We start from the raw sequence: 18032 nt of genomic DNA, 5'->3' as shown, positions 1-18032 counted from the left end.
GTGCTGGTGCGTTGGTGCGCTTGTTCTTGGGCGACGTTATGAGTATGCACCCAACCCCTGACAGTTTAGGGGGCGTTTCGCGTAGCGAGTATGCGGCTGGAATGAGTGCGCCCGCCATCGGTGCGATGGCGGGCGCGGCACCTACAACCCCGGATTAGGGCTGGTGCAGGGGGCGTTCGTCAATGACGGTGCCACCAATAATTTTTTCGATAGCGCGCAGACCGATGAAGGTGCTGTTTTCGACCTTCTCATCATCCTCAGAGACGTAGTCCTCATCGGATGCGGCGCGTGCCGGGCGAGCCGGTGCCGCAGGTGCGCTGGGAGTCGGTGTGGCAGGTGCGTTAGAAGCCTGCGCTGCGGGCTTCTCATCGCTTGCCGGAGCGTTATCAGCCGCAGCCGCTTGCGGTGCCTCTGCCAACGGACCAGCCGGGGCGAGGGGGCCTGCCGGTGCAACCGGAGTAACGAGGGGACCAGCCGGCTCAACCGGAGTAGCAAGTGGGCCTGCCGGTGCTACAGGCTGAGCAGGCATTGCGGGCGCAACAGGCATTGCGGGCGCGGTGGGTGCCTCAACCGGTTCAGCGTAGGCAGGCTCATCCTCAAAAGGGGGCTCCTCCTCATACGGAGGTTCCTCCGCGTGAGGAGGCTCCTGCGCGAACGGGGGCTCCTGCGCATACTGGGGATTTGGGGCATGCTGGGGTTCCTGTGCTTGCTGGGGTTCCGGGGCGCTCTCCTGCTGCGGAACTCCGCTACCGGATGCGGCAAAGGAATCACGCTCACCAAAACCACCCGCCGGAGCAACCGGAACCTGCTGAGCTGCCGGAACTTGTTGACCCGTCGGAACCTGCGGAGCAACCGGGGGCTCAGGCGCAAGCGGACCAGCCGGGGCTTCCTGAACCGGTGCCTGCGGTGCAGCCGGGGCAATCTGCTGAGGTGCTTCCTCGGGGGCGCTCTGCGGAATCGGGGCAACCTCCCACGCGCCCAGGGGGGCATCCACGCTCGTGGACTCGGGGGTGTTTGCGCCGGTCAGCGGCTGACCGTGGCGACGCCACGCATCCTCACCGCCGCGCGGACCATCAGCCAGCGGTGCCGGCTGAGCGGGCTGCGGGGGAGTCTGCTGAGCGGGCTGCTGAGGCGCCTGCGGGGCAACAGCGGCCGGAGCCGCGGGCCGCGCTGCGGGAGCACTGGGCGCTGCGGACTTGACCTGCTCACCGGGCTTCGCCACCTGAGCGTGGATGGTCACCTGACGGCGCAGGAACTCACTCACGCGGGCGGTCAGCTCGGGCACAAAGCCCTTGACCGCGCGCAGAGTCGCAATGTCGGCGCTCACGTACAGGGTTGCGCCGTCCATGCGGGCGGGGCGAACCTTCATCAGCTGCTCCGCCGCACCGGGAACGCTCATTCGGTTAAGAATGGCGCGCCAATTACCCTGAACCGCCGCCAGCGGATCGTTCGGGTCAAGCTTCAGAGGCGCGGAGGGGGTACCCGCCGCAGCTGCTGCAGGAGAAGCCGGGACATTCGGTGCCGCCGGAGCATGAGGTGCCGCCGGGGTGTTACCCGCTAGGGGAGCACCAGCCGCAGACTCCTGCGCGGTCGGTGCCAGAGGTGCAACACTAAGGGGCGCACCCGCCAGCGGGGGAGCACCCGCGCTGGCCTGCTGAGAACTGCCCTGCTGAGAGCCGCTCTGCTGAGGGGCTGCCTGCTCCTGAGAAGTCTGGGGTGCAGACACCTGGGTCTTAGGAGCCAGGCCAGCCGCCGCCATACCCGCCGCGCGAGCCGCAGACATGCCGCCCTGCGCCGGGGCAGAACCAGCAGAACCCGCGGAACCAGCAGCACCAGAAGCCACGCGGCGCTCCAAAACCTGCAGGCGAGAAGCCAACGCCGCAACCTCAGCGCCACCGGCAGAACCCTCCACCGCAGGCAGAAGCAGACGAGCACACAGCAACTCCAGCTGAAGCTGCGGATTCGCCGCACCCGTCATACCATTCAGAGTCTCATTCGCCGTACCCGCAGCAACCGTCAGCTCACGCTCACCCAAAGCCTGAGCCTGCTGACCCAGACGCTCCAACTGATCCTGCGGAAGACCCTGCAAAATCTGACCCGCAGCCTGCGGAACAGCCTTCACCACAATCAAGTCACGCAGACGCTCCAGCAGATCCTCCACAAAACGGCGAGGATCCTGACCGGTCGCCACCACACGCGACACCGCGCCAAAGAGAGTCGGCGCATCCTTCGCACCCAACGCCTCAATGACCTCATCCAGAAGCTGCGCGTGGGTATAACCCAGCAGCGCCACCGCACGGTCATACTCAATACCGTTCTGCGACGACGCACCAGCCATCAGCTGGTCAAGAATCGACAGCGAATCACGCACCGAACCGCCGCCAGCACGAATCACCAGCTGCAGCACACCCGGCTCAACCGGCACCTGCTCCTGATCGCACAGACCCTGCAGGAACGGCAGAAGCACCTCCGGCGGAACTAGGCGGAACGGGTAATGGTGAGTACGCGAACGAATCGTGCCCAGCACCTTATTCGGCTCAGTCGTCGCGAAGATAAACTTCACGTGCTCCGGCGGCTCCTCCACAATCTTCAGCAGCGCATTGAAACCCTCACGGGTCACCATATGCGCCTCATCAATAATGAAGATCTTGTAACGGTCACGCACCGGCGCCAAAGTAGCGCGTTCACGCAGGTCACGGGCATGATCCACACCGCCGTGGCTCGCCGCGTCCATCTCAATCACGTCAAGAGAACCGCCACCATCACGCGACAGCTCACGGCACGAATCGCACACACCACACGGAGTCGGAGTCGGACCCTGCGCACAGTTCAAGCAACGCGCCAAAATACGCGCCGACGTGGTCTTACCGCAACCACGCGGACCCGAAAACAGGTACGCGTGATTCACACGGTTCTTTTCCAAGGCGACCATAAGAGGTTCGGTCACGTGCTCCTGCCCGATAACCTCAGCAAAGGTTTCGGGGCGATAACGACGATAAAGGGCAGTGCTCACGGCAACCTCTTCAACTCGGGGGTGCGGATAGGACAATCCCTACCATTTTAGACGCTTTACCCCTCAGCCCGAGTGGCCGACAGTCACCGGTGAACACGCCACCGCACCGCCGCCGCCGTGACACCTACCATGGATGCTCACCCGGGTGGCATGTACGCCCACAGAAATACCGTGGACGCACCGAATTCCCAAGAACCCAAAAATCCGGTACACTGGTTCTTGCCTCTTACGTGGCGTTATCTTGGAAAACTCCCCCAGGACCGGAAGGTAGCAAGGGTATTCGAGCTATGACGGGTGCGTAGGAGGTCTTTTTTTACCCAAAATCGGCTACCTGATACTCGTGCACCCGTCATATGCACTGCGTGCCCGCTCCGCTGGCGCTCCGCGGCTTCGGATCCGGATTCCGCCTCTAGAGCTCGGCGGCTTCGACGCAGGATTTATTACCTCGCGCGCTCGGAATCCTGCGCCTCAGTTCGCGAGCTCAGAATCCGGATCCTCAGCAGTTGCGTAGGAGGTTTTTTCATGCCCAAAAACAGGGGCACAAGCATCCACAAATGTGCTTTCTGTTACTTTTCCCATCCAGGACTTGCGTGCTTCGCAAAAGCGTAGTAAAGTTTTATTCGTTGCCTGCGCAATGCGTAGAAAACATAGCTGGAGGATTCGCCTAGCGGCCTATGGCGCACGCCTGGAACGCGTGTTGGGTTAACAGCCCTCGGGGGTTCAAATCCCCCATCCTCCGCCACCGATCCCCGGTCTTAGATTCTAAGACCGGGGATTTTTTATACCCCTTGGTACTATTTCTTCAGAACCCCACGGTTACACGCGCCGCCGAGGCGCCCCACACCTGCAGAAAGCACCACCATGATCTTCAAAAAAGTAGGCGACAGCCGCCCCTACCCCCAACACGGCATGACCCACGCCGACTGGGGAGGAATCCCGCCGCAGCAGGTACGCCTCGACACCCTCATCACCACCCAAAAAACCCTCAACCTTGAGACCCTACTCGCCGAAGACTCCACCTTCTACGGTGACCTCTTCCCGCACGTGGTCAAATGGGGCGGCGAACTCTACCTCGAAGACGGCGTGCACCGCGCGCTACGTAACGCCCTGCACCGCCGCGCCGTCATGTACGCGCGTGTACTGGACCTGGACTCCATCTCACCGGCGCTACTGCCTGGCGCGTAAAAACCTACCCGAATACAGAAAAAGCCGCGGACCGATGCAAAGAAGCATCAGGTCCGCGGCATTTTTGTGACGTATAACTGAGCTACGTTCCGCGGTTCAGGTTCCACGGTTCAGAGGTGCCACGCTTAGGATGCGACCTTCAGGCCCGCCTCCTGCACCGGGGATTGCTCCGGCAAAGACTTCTCGGAGTCCAGACGAACAGGGTTGCCTTCGGTATCGAAACGCGCGCCCAGGCCCATCTGAATAAAACGGATAGTATTCAGAATCTGACGCTCGCGGGTCTCCTCATCCGGTGCATCCTCGGCACGACCGGCGCTTGAGGAGAGGGAACCGTGCACGAGCATCGCCAGTTCGCGAATGTCGTTCTTCGGAATGTAGTTCTCGGCAATGGCGGCAGAAAGAATATGCGCGAGCACCATCTGCAGCTCGTGAACGTGCTTGCCGAGCTTCGCGTAGGACTCGGGGGAGAGCATGGAGCGCATCGCAGGGCCCGGAGGCAGGTGGCGGCGCGCCAGGTCGTTGATCTGCAAGCGAATGTAGACCGCGAGCTGGTCAATCGGGTTTTCGATGCCCTCCAGGCCGACGCGCAGCTCGTTGAGGAAGCGTTCGGTCTCGTCCAGGGCGTAGGCGACCAGCAGTTCGCCCATGTCGGCGAAGTAGTTGTAGACTGCGGTGCGGCCGATGCCGGCGTTCTTGGCGACGTCGGTCATGGTCAGGCCGGAGAGGCCGCGGTTGTAGAGGATCTCGCCGAAGGAGTTGAGGATGGCGCGCTTGGTGTTTTCGCGCTGGGCGGCGTTGGTTGCTGCAGAAATACGAGGCATAGTGACACTCTACCCTAATACGTCATCAAATGACGAATGTATTGAATGTGTCACCAAGAAATTTGCGTAATCCATGCGAATTTTCACAAATATGACAAAAATCAGTCCTCACAAGAACCCCAAACGAGTAGCCGCCGCCAAATCAGCACCCACCAACGACGCAATCGGATACCCCGTATGGCCACGCCCCGGAGTCACCTGCAACAAAGTCCGCGCCCCCAAACCCTCGTAGAACGCACTACCCTCCTGCACCGCAATCCGCGCCGACCAACTCCCCTCAGAACTCGTCGCCATACGCCGACGAGCCGACGGCGAACGACCATCCAGCACACCCACATGCCAGCTCATCAACAGATGCTCATGCGAGGAAGGATTCAGCGCAGCCTGTTCACGCACCCGCACGGGCACGCCGTCAGCGCCGCCGCCACCGATAAAGGTGGCGCCACCTCCACGAATCCACTCAATATCGTGTGACAGCAGCTCGTAGCTGAGAAACTCCGCACCACCCGAATAGCCCGTAAGCCAGACGCGGCTCATATCCACCTTGTACGCCAGGGCAATCTCCTCAATGAGGGCGCGAACCATCCTGCCGTTCGAGCGGGCACGAACCCACCAGTTATAGGTCAGCGGAGGCGCATAAGAATCACCATCGGTCAGGCGCGGCTCCCGCAGACTACCCGGCGACAGCACCGGCACCGACAGCAAATTGAACTCAGCCGCCACCTGCGCCAGCTCGGCACGCAGGGGGGAAGTTCGGCGCAACAGTCGGCTACCGGCACGCGAGAGATGATCACCATCAAAATAGAACAGCACACCGGGCGCAGACTCAGAATCGGTCAGAAGATACAGGTTATCGACCCGATAGTAGATATTGCGCCCGCGATGCGTAAACGATCGGTAACCGAGCAGCTCAGACGAAGCCAGAAACACTGGCTCTAGCAGGGAAGCTCCGGTGCGCACAGCCTGCGCCGCATAGGTGAACAGCGGATGCAGACGCGGAATATGCGCGCTCAGCCGCCGCTGGTTACGGTGCCGCCGCCTCCGCACCTGCTGTGAAGAACCCCGTACCGACCGCCGAAGCGAGGCGCGTAGCGCACGCCCCGCCCCCAGCAGGGATACCACCTGCTCAGTGCGGTGAATTCCGTGGCCCAGATTCTTCATACATTTATTGTAAATGTGCGGTCAGGAAGGCTGGCGGGGTGGTCATGAGCGTCCACACTCTTGAACGAAGCCCGTAAACCTGCCGCCGCCACGGCATATAGGTACTATTAGATAGGCTCGGGTGGCAGACGAGCCGGTGAGTAGCGCCCTGCATAGCGCACTCACCCACCACACGTGAGGGCTCGTACCTTGCGTGAAGAAACACATCGCATGAAGAAAGACTTGGGGAAAGTAATGGCTAAACCCGTTAGCGAATCTAAGGCTCAGACGAGCACCGTCAAGGTGCCCTGGGCTGGTCGCCGCGGCTACTTTGATCTGCTGCTGGGCGCATCCTGCGTCATCCTGATCATTTCGAATATTGGTGCAACTAAGGGCGTGGAGTTCGGTCCGCTGCCCTTCGAACTGCCCCTCATTGGTAACACCATCGTCACCGACGGTGGTTTCTTCCTTTTCCCTCTCGCCTACGTTATTGGCGACCTTCTTTCTGAGGTGTACGGCTTCAAGCGTGCCCGCCGCGCGATTGTGGCCTCCTTCGCCTCAGCCGCTTTTGCTGCCCTGTGCTTCCTGCTGATCGTGCACCTGCCCGCTGCGAGCTTCTACACCGGCCAGGAGGCGTTCGCGCAGGTTCTCGGCCCGGTCTGGCAGATTTTTGTGGGCTCCCTGCTCGGTTACCTCTTCGGTCAGACCCTGAACGCCTGGGTCATGGTGGCAATGAAGAAGGCAAGCAAGGGCCGTTTCCTGTGGCTGCGTATGATTGTCTCCACCCTGGTCGGTGAGCTGCTTGATACCGTCATCTTCTGCTCCATTGCGGCACCGGTGCTCGGTATCGACACCATGGAAGCATTCATCAACTACGTACTGATTGGCTATATCTATAAGTGCCTGGTCGAGGTGCTCCTCATGCCGATCAGCTACCCGATTATTGGTTGGTTCAAGCGTCACGAACTCGAGTACGTGGCATAAGCTAACCTCCTGACAGCTGATGTGCAGAGCCGCCCGGCCTAACGACCGGGCGGCATTGCCATTTCAGCTTTATTCAATACACAGCATGTCTAAGAAAGAGATACGTTATGTCTAAACTGCAGGGGAACACCCCCGAGCAGTCGAAGAACGACTCGCTGAATCGTTCCCTCTCCCACGGCCAGTTGACCATGATTGCGATGGGCTTGGCGCTGGGTACGGGCCTGTTCCTGGGCTCCTCCTCCGCCATTAAAATTGCGGGCCCCGGCGCAATCCTCTCTTACGCTATTGGTTCGATGATTGCGGCAACCATTGCTGCGTGCGCGGGCGAAATGTCCGTGCGTCACCCCGTCCAGGGCGGTTTCGGTACCATTGCGAGCCGATACCTGAACCCCTTTAGCGGCTACCTGACTCGCTGGGCGTATTGGGCGTGCACCGTGCCGCTGGCTGGTGCTGAGCTGGTGGCGGTTGGCCACTACATGGCGTACTGGTTCCCGGACGTTCCCCTGGCTGTGTTCGTCGCCCTCTTCGGCGCGATTATTCTGGTGCTGAACCTGGTGAGCGTGAAGTCCTTCGGCGCGCTGGAGTTCATGCTCTCTTCGATTAAGGTTTCTGCCGTCATCGTGTTCATGGTGATTGGTGTACTGCTGGTGTTCGTGGGTCTGCCCGGCCACGCCGCGGCGGGTACCGCAAACCTCGTGAACGACGGCGGCTTCCTGCCGAACGGCCCGGCATCCATCTGGATTTCGATGGCTGTTGTCATGTTCTCCTTCGGGGGTGTGGAAATGATTTCCCTCTCCGCAGCGGAGGCGAAGGACCCGGCACGCTCGGTGGCAACCAGCGTGAAGGCAATGATTTGGCGCCTGTCCACCTTCTACGTGGTGTCCATGGCAATTATTCTGTGCCTGGTGCCCTGGCAGACCGCCGCACAGAACTCGGAGCTGACCGAGTCGCCGTTCGTGCTCGTCTTCTCTGAACTGGGTATCCCCTTCGCGGCGGACATCATGAACTTCGTGGTGCTCGTTGCTGCGCTCTCTGGCGCTAACGCCTCCCTGTACGCGGCAACCCGCCTGCTGCACGCCCTGGGCTCTGACCGCATGGCTCCCGCAGTGGCTGCCCGCACCTCCTCGCGCGGCGTGCCGGTCGTGGCTCTGCTCATCTCCTTCACCGGCGTTGTTGTGGCGACCGTGATGGCTGTTGCCAAGATTGGCGACATCTTTGCCCTGCTCATGGCGCTGGTGACCCTGTGCATCCTGATCGTGTGGATCATGATTCTGCTGACCTACCAGGCGTACAAGAAGGACCAGAAGGACGCCTCCTCCTTCACCGTGCTGGGTGGCCGCGTCACCGCAGGTCTGGCTCTGGCGGGTGTTCTGGCGACCCTGGCGGCAATGTTCATGCTGCCCGGCTCGGGTGTTCAGGAATCGATCATGGTCGGTATCGTCTTCTTCGTGCTGATTTCTATTGGCTACGCCATCTCGTCGAAGGTTAAGGGCGGTTATGAGCGCCCCGACCTGGACGCTATGCACGCTGACGAGAACACCAGCGCGGCACAGCACTAAATAGCGTGAAAGCCTCGCGAGGCTAAAACATAAAAGGCACCGGATGGGGGAGCACCCCCGTTCGGTGCCTTTTCGCTTTTGTACCCTAGACGGCGCTGTTCTGAGCGGTGTGAGTGTGCCCGTAGAATAGTTAACTATTCGTACCCGTCAACGAGGCTAGAAGCCGCAGAAGCCGGGTGCGAGCACACATTGCACATCACGCCCCTAAGGCGTACTGACGGAAGGCACCTTCGTGTCCCACAACGACGATACCCGCAGCCACGCTGCAGCGGGGACCGCCGGATCGCGCACCCTGAAGCGTTCTCTGTCCCACGGACAGATGACCATGATCGTGATGGGTTCCGCGCTCGGTACGGGCCTCTTCTTGGGTTCGGGCACCGCCATTGCGATGGCTGGTCCCGCGGTCATTCTCACCTACGCTATTGGTTCTGCGCTCGCTTCGGTGATTGGCGCGGCAACCGGTGAAATGGCGGTTCGCTACCCTGTCCGCGGCGGTTTCGGTACTATTGCTACCCGCTACCTGGGCCCCTTCGCGGGCTTTTTGACTCGCATCGCCTACTGGACGGCGACTGTGCTGATTGCCGGTGTTGAGCTGGTGTCGGTTGCGATGTACTTGAATTATTGGTGGCCGCAGCTTCCGCTGTGGGCGGGTATTGCCGCGTTTGGTGTGGCGCTGATTGTGCTGAACCTGACCAGCGTGAAGTCTTTCGGCATGTTGGAGTTCTTCCTGTCTTCGATTAAGGTCATTTCGATTGTTGCCTTCCTGCTGGTGGGCCTGTGCCTGGTTTTCTTCGGTCTGCCCGGTCACGCTGCGGTGGGTACCGCGAACCTCTTCAACGACGGCGGTTTCATGCCTAACGGCCCCCAGTCGGTGTGGCTGTCGCTGGCTGTTGTGATGTTCTCCTTCGGCGGTATTGAGATGATTTCGATCTCTGCTGCGGAGGCGAAGGATCCCTCTCGTTCGGTGCGTTCCTCGGCGAAGGCGATGATGATTCGCCTGGCGACCTTCTACGTGCTGGCGGTGCTGATTGTTGTTGCTATCATTCCGTGGCGTTCGGCCTCGGGCATAGGCGATGCGGTGGATGCTTCCCCGTTCGTTCTGGTCTTTGAACAGCTCGGCATTCAGGGCGTGGCGCACTTCGTGAACTTTGTGGTGCTGATTGCGGCACTGTCGAGCGCGAACGCAAACCTGTACGCGGGTGCGCGTCTGCTACACTCCCTGGCGGCTGACGGCATGGCGCCTCGCCAGCTGGCTCAGGTGAACCGTGCTGGCGTTCCGGCTCGCGCCGTGTGGGCGTCGACCAGCGGCATGGTTATTGCTATTCTGCTGGCGCTGTACAGCCCGAAGGAAGCGTTCCTCTCCATGATTTTTGTGATCATGGTGTGCGCGCTGACCGTGTGGGTTCTGATTCTGTTCGCCTACATCGTGTACAAGCGTGTTGAGCCTGCTGCCAATGGTTTCCGCCTGTGGGGTGGCCAGTTCACCGCGGCGGTTGGCGTTCTGCTGCTCTTCGCGGTGTGGGTTGCGCTCTTCATGGTGCGCGGTTCTATGGTTCCGGCAATTGTGGGCGTGGGCTACTTTGTGGTTCTGAGCCTGCTGTACTTTGCTCGTATCCGCCACACTCACATGATTGATGAGCAGACCTTTGTTGAGGCTCAGCAGGCAACTGCCGAGTATGACGCCATGAAGTACGACGCTGATCATGCCCTGGAGACTGCGGCTAAGCTGGGCCGTTAAGGTTCTGTAGCTGCCGGGAGAGCCGGTGCTGGGGCCTGCAGAGACTCCAACACAGTAATAAACGAAAAATACGGAAAATTTCTGGAATTCCTCGTAATAAAACCGTAAAAATGCAGTTGGCCCTCAGAGTGGGGTCTATCATAGACAGTGAACCGTATGATCTTGTATGCGTTCAAATGTCTGTGTGTTGGATGAGGCTCGAAAGCATCGTAGCTTTCGAGCCTCATCGCTTTAACTATCAAATATATTTCTAGCCCCCGAATCATTATCAGCTGATTCATTTGCTGTACCTTGCGGATTCGTACGAATAGCCGCCTCACAGCGGTGGGGGAGTAGAGTTAAAACCATGCAAAGCCACGAAAAGAACCGCGAAAACACCCCCACCTCTGAGGTCGGTACCACCGACGAACTGCTGGTGCACGTACCCGCACGCTGGGGCGATATGGACGCCTACGGGCACGTCAACAACGTTGCCATCCTCTCGGTCATGGAAGAAGCCCGTGTGGCGCTCTTCGGCCCGCCGCCCTCCTCCGGGCAGAAGCCCACCGTGGCACCGCAGCCTCCGATTCCGCTTTTCGACCTGGTTGCCGAGGGCGTGCAGGCGCTTATTGCCGAGCACGGCATCCGCTACCTGGCTCAGCTGCCCTACACCGGTGAGCCCGTACCCGTGCGCCTGAGCGTGGAGAAGGTCAGCGCCGCATCCGTGCGGATTGGCTACTCGATTCTCTCCCCGGTGGACGGCCGCGAATGCGTGCGTGCCTTTACCGTGCTGGCGTTCTGGGATTCGGTTGTGGGGCGTTTGACCCGTCTGAGCCCCGAGCAGCGTGAGCTGTTGAGCTCCTACCTGCCGCAGAAGTAGGGGTAGATACCGGCGCTCCGCTGTAATAAACCGGTCTTGAACGGGGTCAAGCGTATGCTTTAAATACCTTCTGCAAAGGGTGCAAAAGGTTCATTCCCGGGAGAGATAACGATGTCGTTCCACCACACTCAGGCAGACCCCACCGGTTGGGGTCGCCGCACGATGCGCGCCACCGGATGCGCCGCCGCCCTGCTCCTCGCTCTGACCGGCTGCTTCGGCGGTTCTCAGAGCGAAAACTCCTCGTCGACCCCCAGCGCCTCCAGTACGGCTAACCACTCGAAGTACCCGCTTCCTTCCTCCACCGCGTCCCCGACGCCGACGAAGAAGACCGAGCCGACCGTCACCGAGACTCAGGCACCCGCCCCCAGCGAGAGCGCCGAGGCGAAGGCGTCCGATTCCTCCGCACCCGCTGATGCAAAGGCAACCCCCGTCGCGGCAGCAACCCCCACCGGTGACACTCCCCGCGCGCCCGAAAAGGTGGAGGCTGAACGCGCCTCCGCCGGCGAGCGCTGCGGACACATTGGCCGCAAGGGCTACCTGAAGACTGGTGCGGAAATCATGGTGCTGCGCGGTACCGTGGACTGCGCCCACGCCCTGGACGTGCTGACCGAGTACATCACCACCCCGCGTGCCGACGACAACCTGACCGAGCACCAGGTTGCGAAGGTTCAGGACGCCACCTGCTACTGGAACCCGCAGTACGCGATGGCTGAGAACCGTCGCGAGGATCGCGGCGCCCCCGAATGTACCATCGGTGAGGATGTCGCCTTTGTGGCTCGTCTGGAAAACCCGGATGCTCCCCCGATTCCCTTCCTCATGGAGCCCTCCTACTACGATTCCGGTGCCGGCTACTACCGTTTCAAGAGCGATGACGAGCGCACCCTCTGCGAGCTGAACCCCGCGGATGGAACCCTGGTGTGCGAGCGCCGCACCGGTGAGCAGACCGGTGACGGTAACGGTGCGGTCGGTCGTACTTTTGCCGGTCCGGTGGAGGTGACTCGCATGAACTTCCTGACCGGCGCCAGCGAGGTGAATACCGTGAATGAGTCCTCGGTTCTGCACGGGGAGACCACCACCGCAAACACGAAGATGATGCACACCTGGGATGTGGTGACTGTGCCCGCTGCCGATGGTAATCAGCTGACCTGCTTCGGTGAGATTGAGACTGGCTCGATTAGCTGCCATGACGGAAACGGCCACACTATTCTGGTGCGTGGCAGGCAGGAAGGCTAAGCGCCCGTGCCAGAGGCAATGAGTTGTCAGTGAGCTGTCAATGAGTTGTGAAGAGCTAAGGAGGGGCTTCCGTAATGCCGGGGCACCCCTCCTTATTGCGTTCTTTCCGCTGTGCCCTTTTCCGTTATGCCCAGAGGGTCCACCCTGCGGGTTCCTAAGATGCCGTATAGCTAGCTCACAGGTAGCGTCTTTAGAATGCTGATAGGAACCCGAACCGATGACGCAGAAAGGTCACCATGCATCCGGCACAGAAGCACCAGACTTCTATCCAGGCTCGTTCTACTACCCTCCGCACCGCTAAGCGCTACAGCCCCGTAGCACTCGGTGCCACGCTGCTGCTGGCGCTGTCGGCATGCTCCGGAGGCGCCACTACCGCCTCCCCGAGCGCCACCGCAACCCCTAGCCCCAGCGCTACGAGCGCGAAGGCAACCGCCAGCCCCACCCGCACCGCAACGGTCACTGAAAGCACCCCGACTGCCGGTACCGTGCACACCCCCACCGCGGTGGCTACCGTGAGCCCCGGAACCATCACCACCGCAAGCCCCACGGCAACCGCGCAGGCGAGCGCGGCGTCGAGCCCTTCCGCATCGGCTAAGGCGAATACTTCGGCGAGTGCAGTGGCGAAGGCGTCGAGCACCGCAAGCCTGTCCAACTCGGATGTTCAGTCTGCGGGCGGTAGCTGCGGCAGCATGGACGCTACCGGCTACCTGAAGCACAACGCTACGGTTCAGGTGGCCTCGGGTGCGGTGGATTGCCTGTTTGCGCGTGAGCTGATCCGCCAGTTTGTGGTGCAGAACCCCGCCGAGGTGACCGATAAGGCGAATGGTGAGCGTACCGTCATGTCGGCGCGCTGCTACTGGAAGCCGGGCGACGGCGCGGATCGTGCGACCCCCGAGTGCGTGTCCCTGGATGGTGGTAGCACCGTCATTACCGTGAAGCTGACCAACTAGTTTACGATTCACATCCGGCAGGGCACACCCCAGAAGGTGCACCCGGCAAGGCACGGGTGTTAAACACAAGCGCCGCGTTGACGAATGATTCGTCAACGCGGCGCTTTTTGTCTTGAAGCTATCTCAGGCAGCTGGCGCGGCAGGTTTTAGAGCTCCCCACGTGCGCGGGCGGCGAGTACGTCATCCAGGCGGGCGAAGGTTGAACGCCAGGTGGTGCGCACCTCCTCGTGAACCGAGGCGGGCATGGGGCCAATCTCAATGAGGATGCGGGTACCGGAACCCACGCCGTCGGCGGTAATCACGGTTTCGGGGAAGAAACGGTGACGCTGGTACACCAGCACGCTACCGGGGTTGCCCAGGTGGTCGGGCAACTGCTCGGCGTATTCGAGCTCCTTGAACGGTTCAATGCTCAAAAAGCGGCTCTGCAGAATACAGGACACCGAGGGGTCAACCTCGTTGATCATGGACAGGCGCTGCATGCCGCCGACGACAGGCTCCACGACAACGTCGGTGGGGCGCACGTGCCAGCCTGCGGGGCCGTACCAGCGGACCAGCAGTTCGGGGTCCAGGTAGGCGCCGAAGACGTCCTCGACCGGGGCTGCGATCTCGTGGTCGAAGACGAGAAGCTCCTCATCGGGAACATGAGTGATGCTCATAGGGTTCTCCTTAAACGGGTTGAAGAGCGGGTTTAGGGCTTCTTGCCGGAGTAGTAGTTGCCGAGGAACTCGTCGCGGTACTCGAAGTAGGTGCCGTCCTTGATGGCTTCGCGGGCGTCGTCCACCATGCGCACGATGAAGCGCTCATTGTGGATGGAGGCGAGGGTCGCCGCCAGACGCTCGTCCGCCTTGAAGAGGTGACGCAGGTAGGCGCGGGTGTAGTGGGTGCAGGTGTAGCAGTCGCAGCCCTCGTAGATGGGCGAGAAGTCCGCCTTGAAGCGCGCGTTGGTGATGTTGTAGCGGCCGGTGGGGGAGTAGACGGCTGCGTTGCGTGCCACGCGGGTGGGGGAGACGCAGTCGAAGGTGTCCACGCCGTTCTCGATTCCGACGAAGATGTCGTCGGGTTCGGAGATGCCGAGCAGGTGGCGGGGCTTAGATTCGGGCAGCTCTTCGGCGCACCAGCGCACGATGGTGCCGAGGTTTTCCTTCTCGAGCGCACCACCGATGCCGAAGCCGTCGAAGGGCATGGAGCCGAGGTCCTGGCATGCCTTGCGGCGCAGGTCCTCGTACTGTGCACCCTGAATGACGCCAAACAGTGCCTGGTAGGGCTTGCCCACGCGCTCAGTGGTCAGGCGCTGGTGCTCAGCGATGCAGCGCAGCGCCCACAGGCGGGTGCGTTCGAGCGCCTCCTCCTGGTAGCCGCGGGAGTTGTAGAGGGTGGTCAGCTCGTCGAAGGCGAACATGACGTCGGCACCGATCTGGTGCTGAACCTGCATGGACACCTCGGGGGTGAAGCGGTGAATCGAGCCGTCAATATGCGACTTGAAGTTCACGCCGTCGTCGTCAATGTGGGCGAGGCGTTCCTTGCCCTTCGCCACGTCGTCGTCGCCGAGGGGGCGGCCGTCGGCGCCCTTAGCGTCCGCGACGGTACCCATATCGATAACCTTCTTGAAGCCGGAGCCCAGGCTCATGACCTGGAATCCGCCGGAGTCGGTGAAGGTGGGTCCGTCCCAGTTCATGAATGCGCCCAGGCCGCCTGCTGCGTCGAGGATTTCGGGGCCGGGCTGCAGGTACAGGTGGTAGGCGTTGGAGAGCAGAGCCTGAGCGCCGAGCTCCTTCATGGATTCGGGCAGAACCGCCTTGACGGTTGCCTTGGTGCCCACGGGGGTGAAGGCGGGGGTCTGAATCTGTCCGTGCGGGGTGGTGATGACACCGGCGCGTCCGCGGAACTGTCCGCCGTTGGCTTCTACACGTTCAGCGCTGGGGGAGGCGGTGTCCGCCAGGCGGCTGGTGATGGTGAAGCCAAAGTCCTCGGTGGGGAAAGAGTTATCTAGAACGCTCATTCTTCTCTCGATTGTTTGCTTTCCGTCTGAATGTCTACACCCTAGCCTACCGGAAAACCCCGCCTCCTTTGCCGGAGGCGGGGTTCACGAGAATTTAGCTGAGGGTAGCTGGGTTTAGCTCGCCTTAGCCGGCGAAGTCGCCGAGCATATCCACAGTCGGCACGAAGAAGAGGGTGCCGGTCACCGCAGTGCTGAAATCCAGCAGACGGTCGTAGTTGGCGCCATCCACGCCGGTGAACATGTTCATGAGCATCTTCCGGACGGTCGAGAAGGTGCTGGCGTAGCAGATGAAGTAGGTGCCCAGCTCGTTGTTACCCACGGTGCCGAAGGGCATGTTGTCGCGAATAACCTTGAAGTCGTCACCGATATTGGCGATAGCGGAGTGCGAGTTGGCGGGCTTCTCGTCCTCGCTCATCTCGATGTCGTCGTGCTTGGAGCGGCCAATGACCTTCTCCTGCTCGGAGACGGGCAGGGCGTTCCACGCGGTCATGTCGTGGATGTACTTCTGCACGAACTGGTAGCTGCCGCCCCTGTACATGGGGTCGCTGTCACCGATGACGCCAAAGTATTCGCGTGCCGCGGGGGTCTGCGGGTTCTCGGTGCCGTCCACAAAACCGATGATGGAGCGGCCGTCCCAGTAGCGGAAGCCGTGCACCTCATCCAGTACCTCGGCAACATCGCGCAGAGCCGCGGTAATAGCGGACGCCATATCGTAGGCGACGGACGGCTGGGTCGCGCGGATGTGGAAGTGCAGATCGCCGGGAGTGGACACCGCGGTGTGCTTAGGGCCCCTAATCTCCTCGAACTCCACGAGCTCTTGCGGCAGCGGCTTGGGCAGATCCAGGGTCAGCCACGCGCTGTGGCTGATACCCAGCACAACGCTGGCGTTCTCGGGAGAGTAGCGGTTCGCGGCGGTGTGGTTGAGGTTAATAACGAGCCCGCAGAGGTTCTGGAACCCCTCAATGAGCGCATCCTGGCTGATGTCTTCCTTGAACTTCCACACCATGAAAATGGTGTTAGCGTTCGGGCTGGCAGTGACCTGTTGTGATTCTGGTGCAAACATAAAACTCACCGTACGCCCGTGTGTACGCCCCTGCAATGAATCTAGCCCTAACCTTCTGCACAGGCCCTAACCTTCTGCACTGAACGGAGAAGATTAGGGCTGGGAATATAAAAGCCGTGCTTTAGAAGCCGTGGGAGGCGAGGTCACGGGCATGCGCCAGACGCGCCGCCGTCTCAAAAATAGTCCACGCCTGCACCTGAGCGGACAGCTCCACCGGCGCGCCGGGCTTCACAACCTTGCTCATCGGCTCGGTGAACCGCGGGGAGAACTGCACGAGCGCCTTACCGCGAATCTCATTCGGGTCAATGCCGTACTCATTCATCGGCAGGTCGGGGTCAAACTCGCGGCGACCCTCCCACAGGGCGCGTGCGGTCGAGTACACCAGGGTCGAGGCGAGCGCTCGCGCCTCATCACTAAGCAGCGGCGAGGATGCCGCCATGCCCAGGTAGCGCACGAGAATGCCGGTGAACAGGCCGCCGTCGCCGTCGCCGTGAGAGATGAGGATGCGGCGGCGCGCACCGGAGAGGAACTCCACCTCTTCGGTCATGTGCTTGACGATGCCGACGATGAGGCGCTCGGCGCGTTCTGCGGGGTCCACCTCGCAGGGCACACCGGATGCGGCGAGGCTCAGCAGGGCGCCCAGGGCGGTTCCCTGGTTGTAGGTGAATTCGCCGCGCTCGTACTCGTACTCGTCGCCGCGCACGTTCACGCCGTCAATATAGAGCGAACGTTCTGCATCCCAGAGGGTTTCGTTCATCCAGTCCATCAGCGCTGCGGCAGTCTTCGGGTCGCCCGCACGCGCATACGCCAGCGCGGTCGGCGCGGTTGCCGCAGCATTCACAAAATCACGCTTGGACTTGCGCCAACTCATGCCACCCACCGGGGAGAAACCCTTCGCCAACTGCTCGAAGAGGGCCACGCCAGCATCCTGGGCGGCAACATCATTAGCGCCGGTCAGCTCGATGCAGAAGGAATTCATGCGGCCCACCGCGAGGGTCAGCCACGCCATATCGTCAAAGTAGTCGTTCGCGAAGCGGCCGTAGTTGCGCACGTTAATGCCGCGCAACAGCGCGCGGGCGCGGTGCAGCTCCTCCTGTGCGGCAGTAATATCGCCCTCGCGCAGGTGACGCTGGCCGGCATCAATCACACAGTCCAGCAGGTGCGCCTGCCACCAGTAGTGCCACGCGCTCAGACGCTGGCTCAGCGGGCGAGGATCGGGAACCTGAACCGAGCCGATGAGGGCGCCGGGAACACCGAGGATGCGGTGCACGAAGGTGTCGGTGACGCTGTCGGCTGCGGCAGCGGCGTGCGAGGAGGTGCGCTCGGCGTACTCGCTAATCGACTCCAGAGACTGCGCGTTGTGGGAAGACGGCTGGGAATTCATGGACCCTCTGTAGTTGCGGTGAAGTATTACGTCTGAATTATCCCACTTTTTGCCCTCTGAGCGCCCGGATGCTGTGGGCGGGCTCTCGGGTGTGATTCCTTTTC

General features: G+C 61.4%; 14 protein-coding genes, 1 tRNA gene and 1 other RNA gene. 9 read left to right on the top strand and 7 right to left on the bottom strand.

Annotation, left to right across the window (positions count from 1 at the left end):
• Positions 1-154: 154 nt before the first annotated feature.
• A complete protein-coding gene (locus HMPREF2980_RS01930; RefSeq protein ID WP_070689939.1) occupies positions 155-3013 on the bottom strand; it encodes a DNA polymerase III subunit gamma and tau in 2859 nt (952 codons plus the stop codon).
• 217 nt (positions 3014-3230) lie between these two features.
• Here HMPREF2980_RS01930 and ffs point away from each other — a divergent pair.
• The 3 genes from ffs to HMPREF2980_RS01915 all read left to right on the top strand — a co-directional run bounded on the left by ffs (position 3231) and on the right by HMPREF2980_RS01915 (position 4198).
• Positions 3231-3327, top strand: an RNA gene (gene ffs, locus HMPREF2980_RS01925) — signal recognition particle sRNA small type.
• Between the two features lie 339 nt (positions 3328-3666).
• Positions 3667-3755: transfer RNA gene (locus HMPREF2980_RS01920), tRNA-Ser, on the top strand.
• A gap of 119 nt (positions 3756-3874) precedes the next feature.
• Positions 3875-4198: a type II toxin-antitoxin system VapB family antitoxin gene (locus HMPREF2980_RS01915; RefSeq protein WP_005507186.1), complete on the top strand. Its 324-nt coding sequence runs from the start codon at positions 3875-3877 to the stop codon at positions 4196-4198.
• A gap of 125 nt (positions 4199-4323) precedes the next feature.
• Here the strand turns inward: HMPREF2980_RS01915 and HMPREF2980_RS01910 are convergent, their stop codons facing one another.
• Together HMPREF2980_RS01910 and HMPREF2980_RS01905 are read right to left on the bottom strand one after the other, a co-directional pair.
• Positions 4324-5019: a TetR/AcrR family transcriptional regulator gene (locus HMPREF2980_RS01910; protein WP_005507185.1), complete on the bottom strand. Its 696-nt coding sequence runs from the start codon at positions 5017-5019 to the stop codon at positions 4324-4326.
• A 108-nt stretch (positions 5020-5127) separates the two neighbouring features.
• The gene (locus HMPREF2980_RS01905) at positions 5128-6180 is read right to left on the bottom strand and encodes a hypothetical protein (protein WP_070689938.1); all 1053 of its coding nucleotides are present in this window, start codon (positions 6178-6180) and stop codon (positions 5128-5130) included.
• 234 nt (positions 6181-6414) lie between these two features.
• Here HMPREF2980_RS01905 and HMPREF2980_RS01900 point away from each other — a divergent pair, with 234 nt between their 5' ends.
• The 6 genes from HMPREF2980_RS01900 to HMPREF2980_RS01870 all read left to right on the top strand — a co-directional run bounded on the left by HMPREF2980_RS01900 (position 6415) and on the right by HMPREF2980_RS01870 (position 13482).
• A complete protein-coding gene (locus HMPREF2980_RS01900) occupies positions 6415-7143 on the top strand; it encodes a queuosine precursor transporter (RefSeq protein WP_049340305.1) in 729 nt (242 codons plus the stop codon).
• Positions 7144-7250: 107 nt separating this feature from the next.
• Positions 7251-8702 (top strand): amino acid permease, encoded by a 1452-nt coding sequence (locus HMPREF2980_RS01895; protein ID WP_049340307.1) that lies wholly within the window; start codon positions 7251-7253, stop codon positions 8700-8702.
• Positions 8703-8934: 232 nt separating this feature from the next.
• Positions 8935-10440 (top strand): amino acid permease, encoded by a 1506-nt coding sequence (locus HMPREF2980_RS01890; RefSeq protein ID WP_049350501.1) that lies wholly within the window; start codon positions 8935-8937, stop codon positions 10438-10440.
• Between the two features lie 346 nt (positions 10441-10786).
• On the top strand, positions 10787-11299 hold the full coding sequence (locus HMPREF2980_RS01880) for an acyl-CoA thioesterase (protein WP_070634313.1): 513 nt from the start codon (positions 10787-10789) through the stop codon (positions 11297-11299).
• 111 nt (positions 11300-11410) lie between these two features.
• A complete protein-coding gene (locus HMPREF2980_RS01875) occupies positions 11411-12532 on the top strand; it encodes a phosphoglycerol transferase (RefSeq protein WP_070634314.1) in 1122 nt (373 codons plus the stop codon).
• Between the two features lie 236 nt (positions 12533-12768).
• Positions 12769-13482 carry a hypothetical protein gene (locus tag HMPREF2980_RS01870; protein ID WP_070592999.1) on the top strand — a complete coding sequence of 238 codons (714 nt, stop codon included), beginning with the start codon at positions 12769-12771 and terminating at the stop codon, positions 13480-13482.
• Positions 13483-13628: 146 nt separating this feature from the next.
• Here HMPREF2980_RS01870 and HMPREF2980_RS01865 read toward each other — a convergent pair whose 3' ends face one another.
• The 4 genes from HMPREF2980_RS01865 to HMPREF2980_RS01850 form a co-directional block, all read right to left on the bottom strand.
• Positions 13629-14138 carry an SRPBCC family protein gene (locus HMPREF2980_RS01865; RefSeq protein ID WP_070641818.1) on the bottom strand — a complete coding sequence of 170 codons (510 nt, stop codon included), beginning with the start codon at positions 14136-14138 and terminating at the stop codon, positions 13629-13631.
• 32 nt (positions 14139-14170) lie between these two features.
• Positions 14171-15481 carry a tRNA guanosine(34) transglycosylase Tgt gene (gene tgt / locus HMPREF2980_RS01860; RefSeq protein WP_070593001.1) on the bottom strand — a complete coding sequence of 437 codons (1311 nt, stop codon included), beginning with the start codon at positions 15479-15481 and terminating at the stop codon, positions 14171-14173.
• Positions 15482-15605: 124 nt separating this feature from the next.
• On the bottom strand, positions 15606-16544 hold the full coding sequence (locus HMPREF2980_RS01855; protein WP_070615632.1) for a Dyp-type peroxidase: 939 nt from the start codon (positions 16542-16544) through the stop codon (positions 15606-15608).
• A 121-nt stretch (positions 16545-16665) separates the two neighbouring features.
• Complete coding sequence (locus tag HMPREF2980_RS01850; protein WP_070689936.1) at positions 16666-17928, bottom strand: glycoside hydrolase family 76 protein; 1263 nt, start codon at positions 17926-17928, stop codon at positions 16666-16668.
• Positions 17929-18032 lie beyond the last annotated feature (104 nt).

It is taken from the genome of Rothia sp. HMSC076D04 (assembly GCF_001814645.1).
GTDB classification, from domain to species: Bacteria; Actinomycetota; Actinomycetes; order Actinomycetales; family Micrococcaceae; genus Rothia; species Rothia mucilaginosa.
Note: the sequence above shows the minus strand (reverse complement) of the source record. Positions and strands in the feature narration are given on the sequence as shown.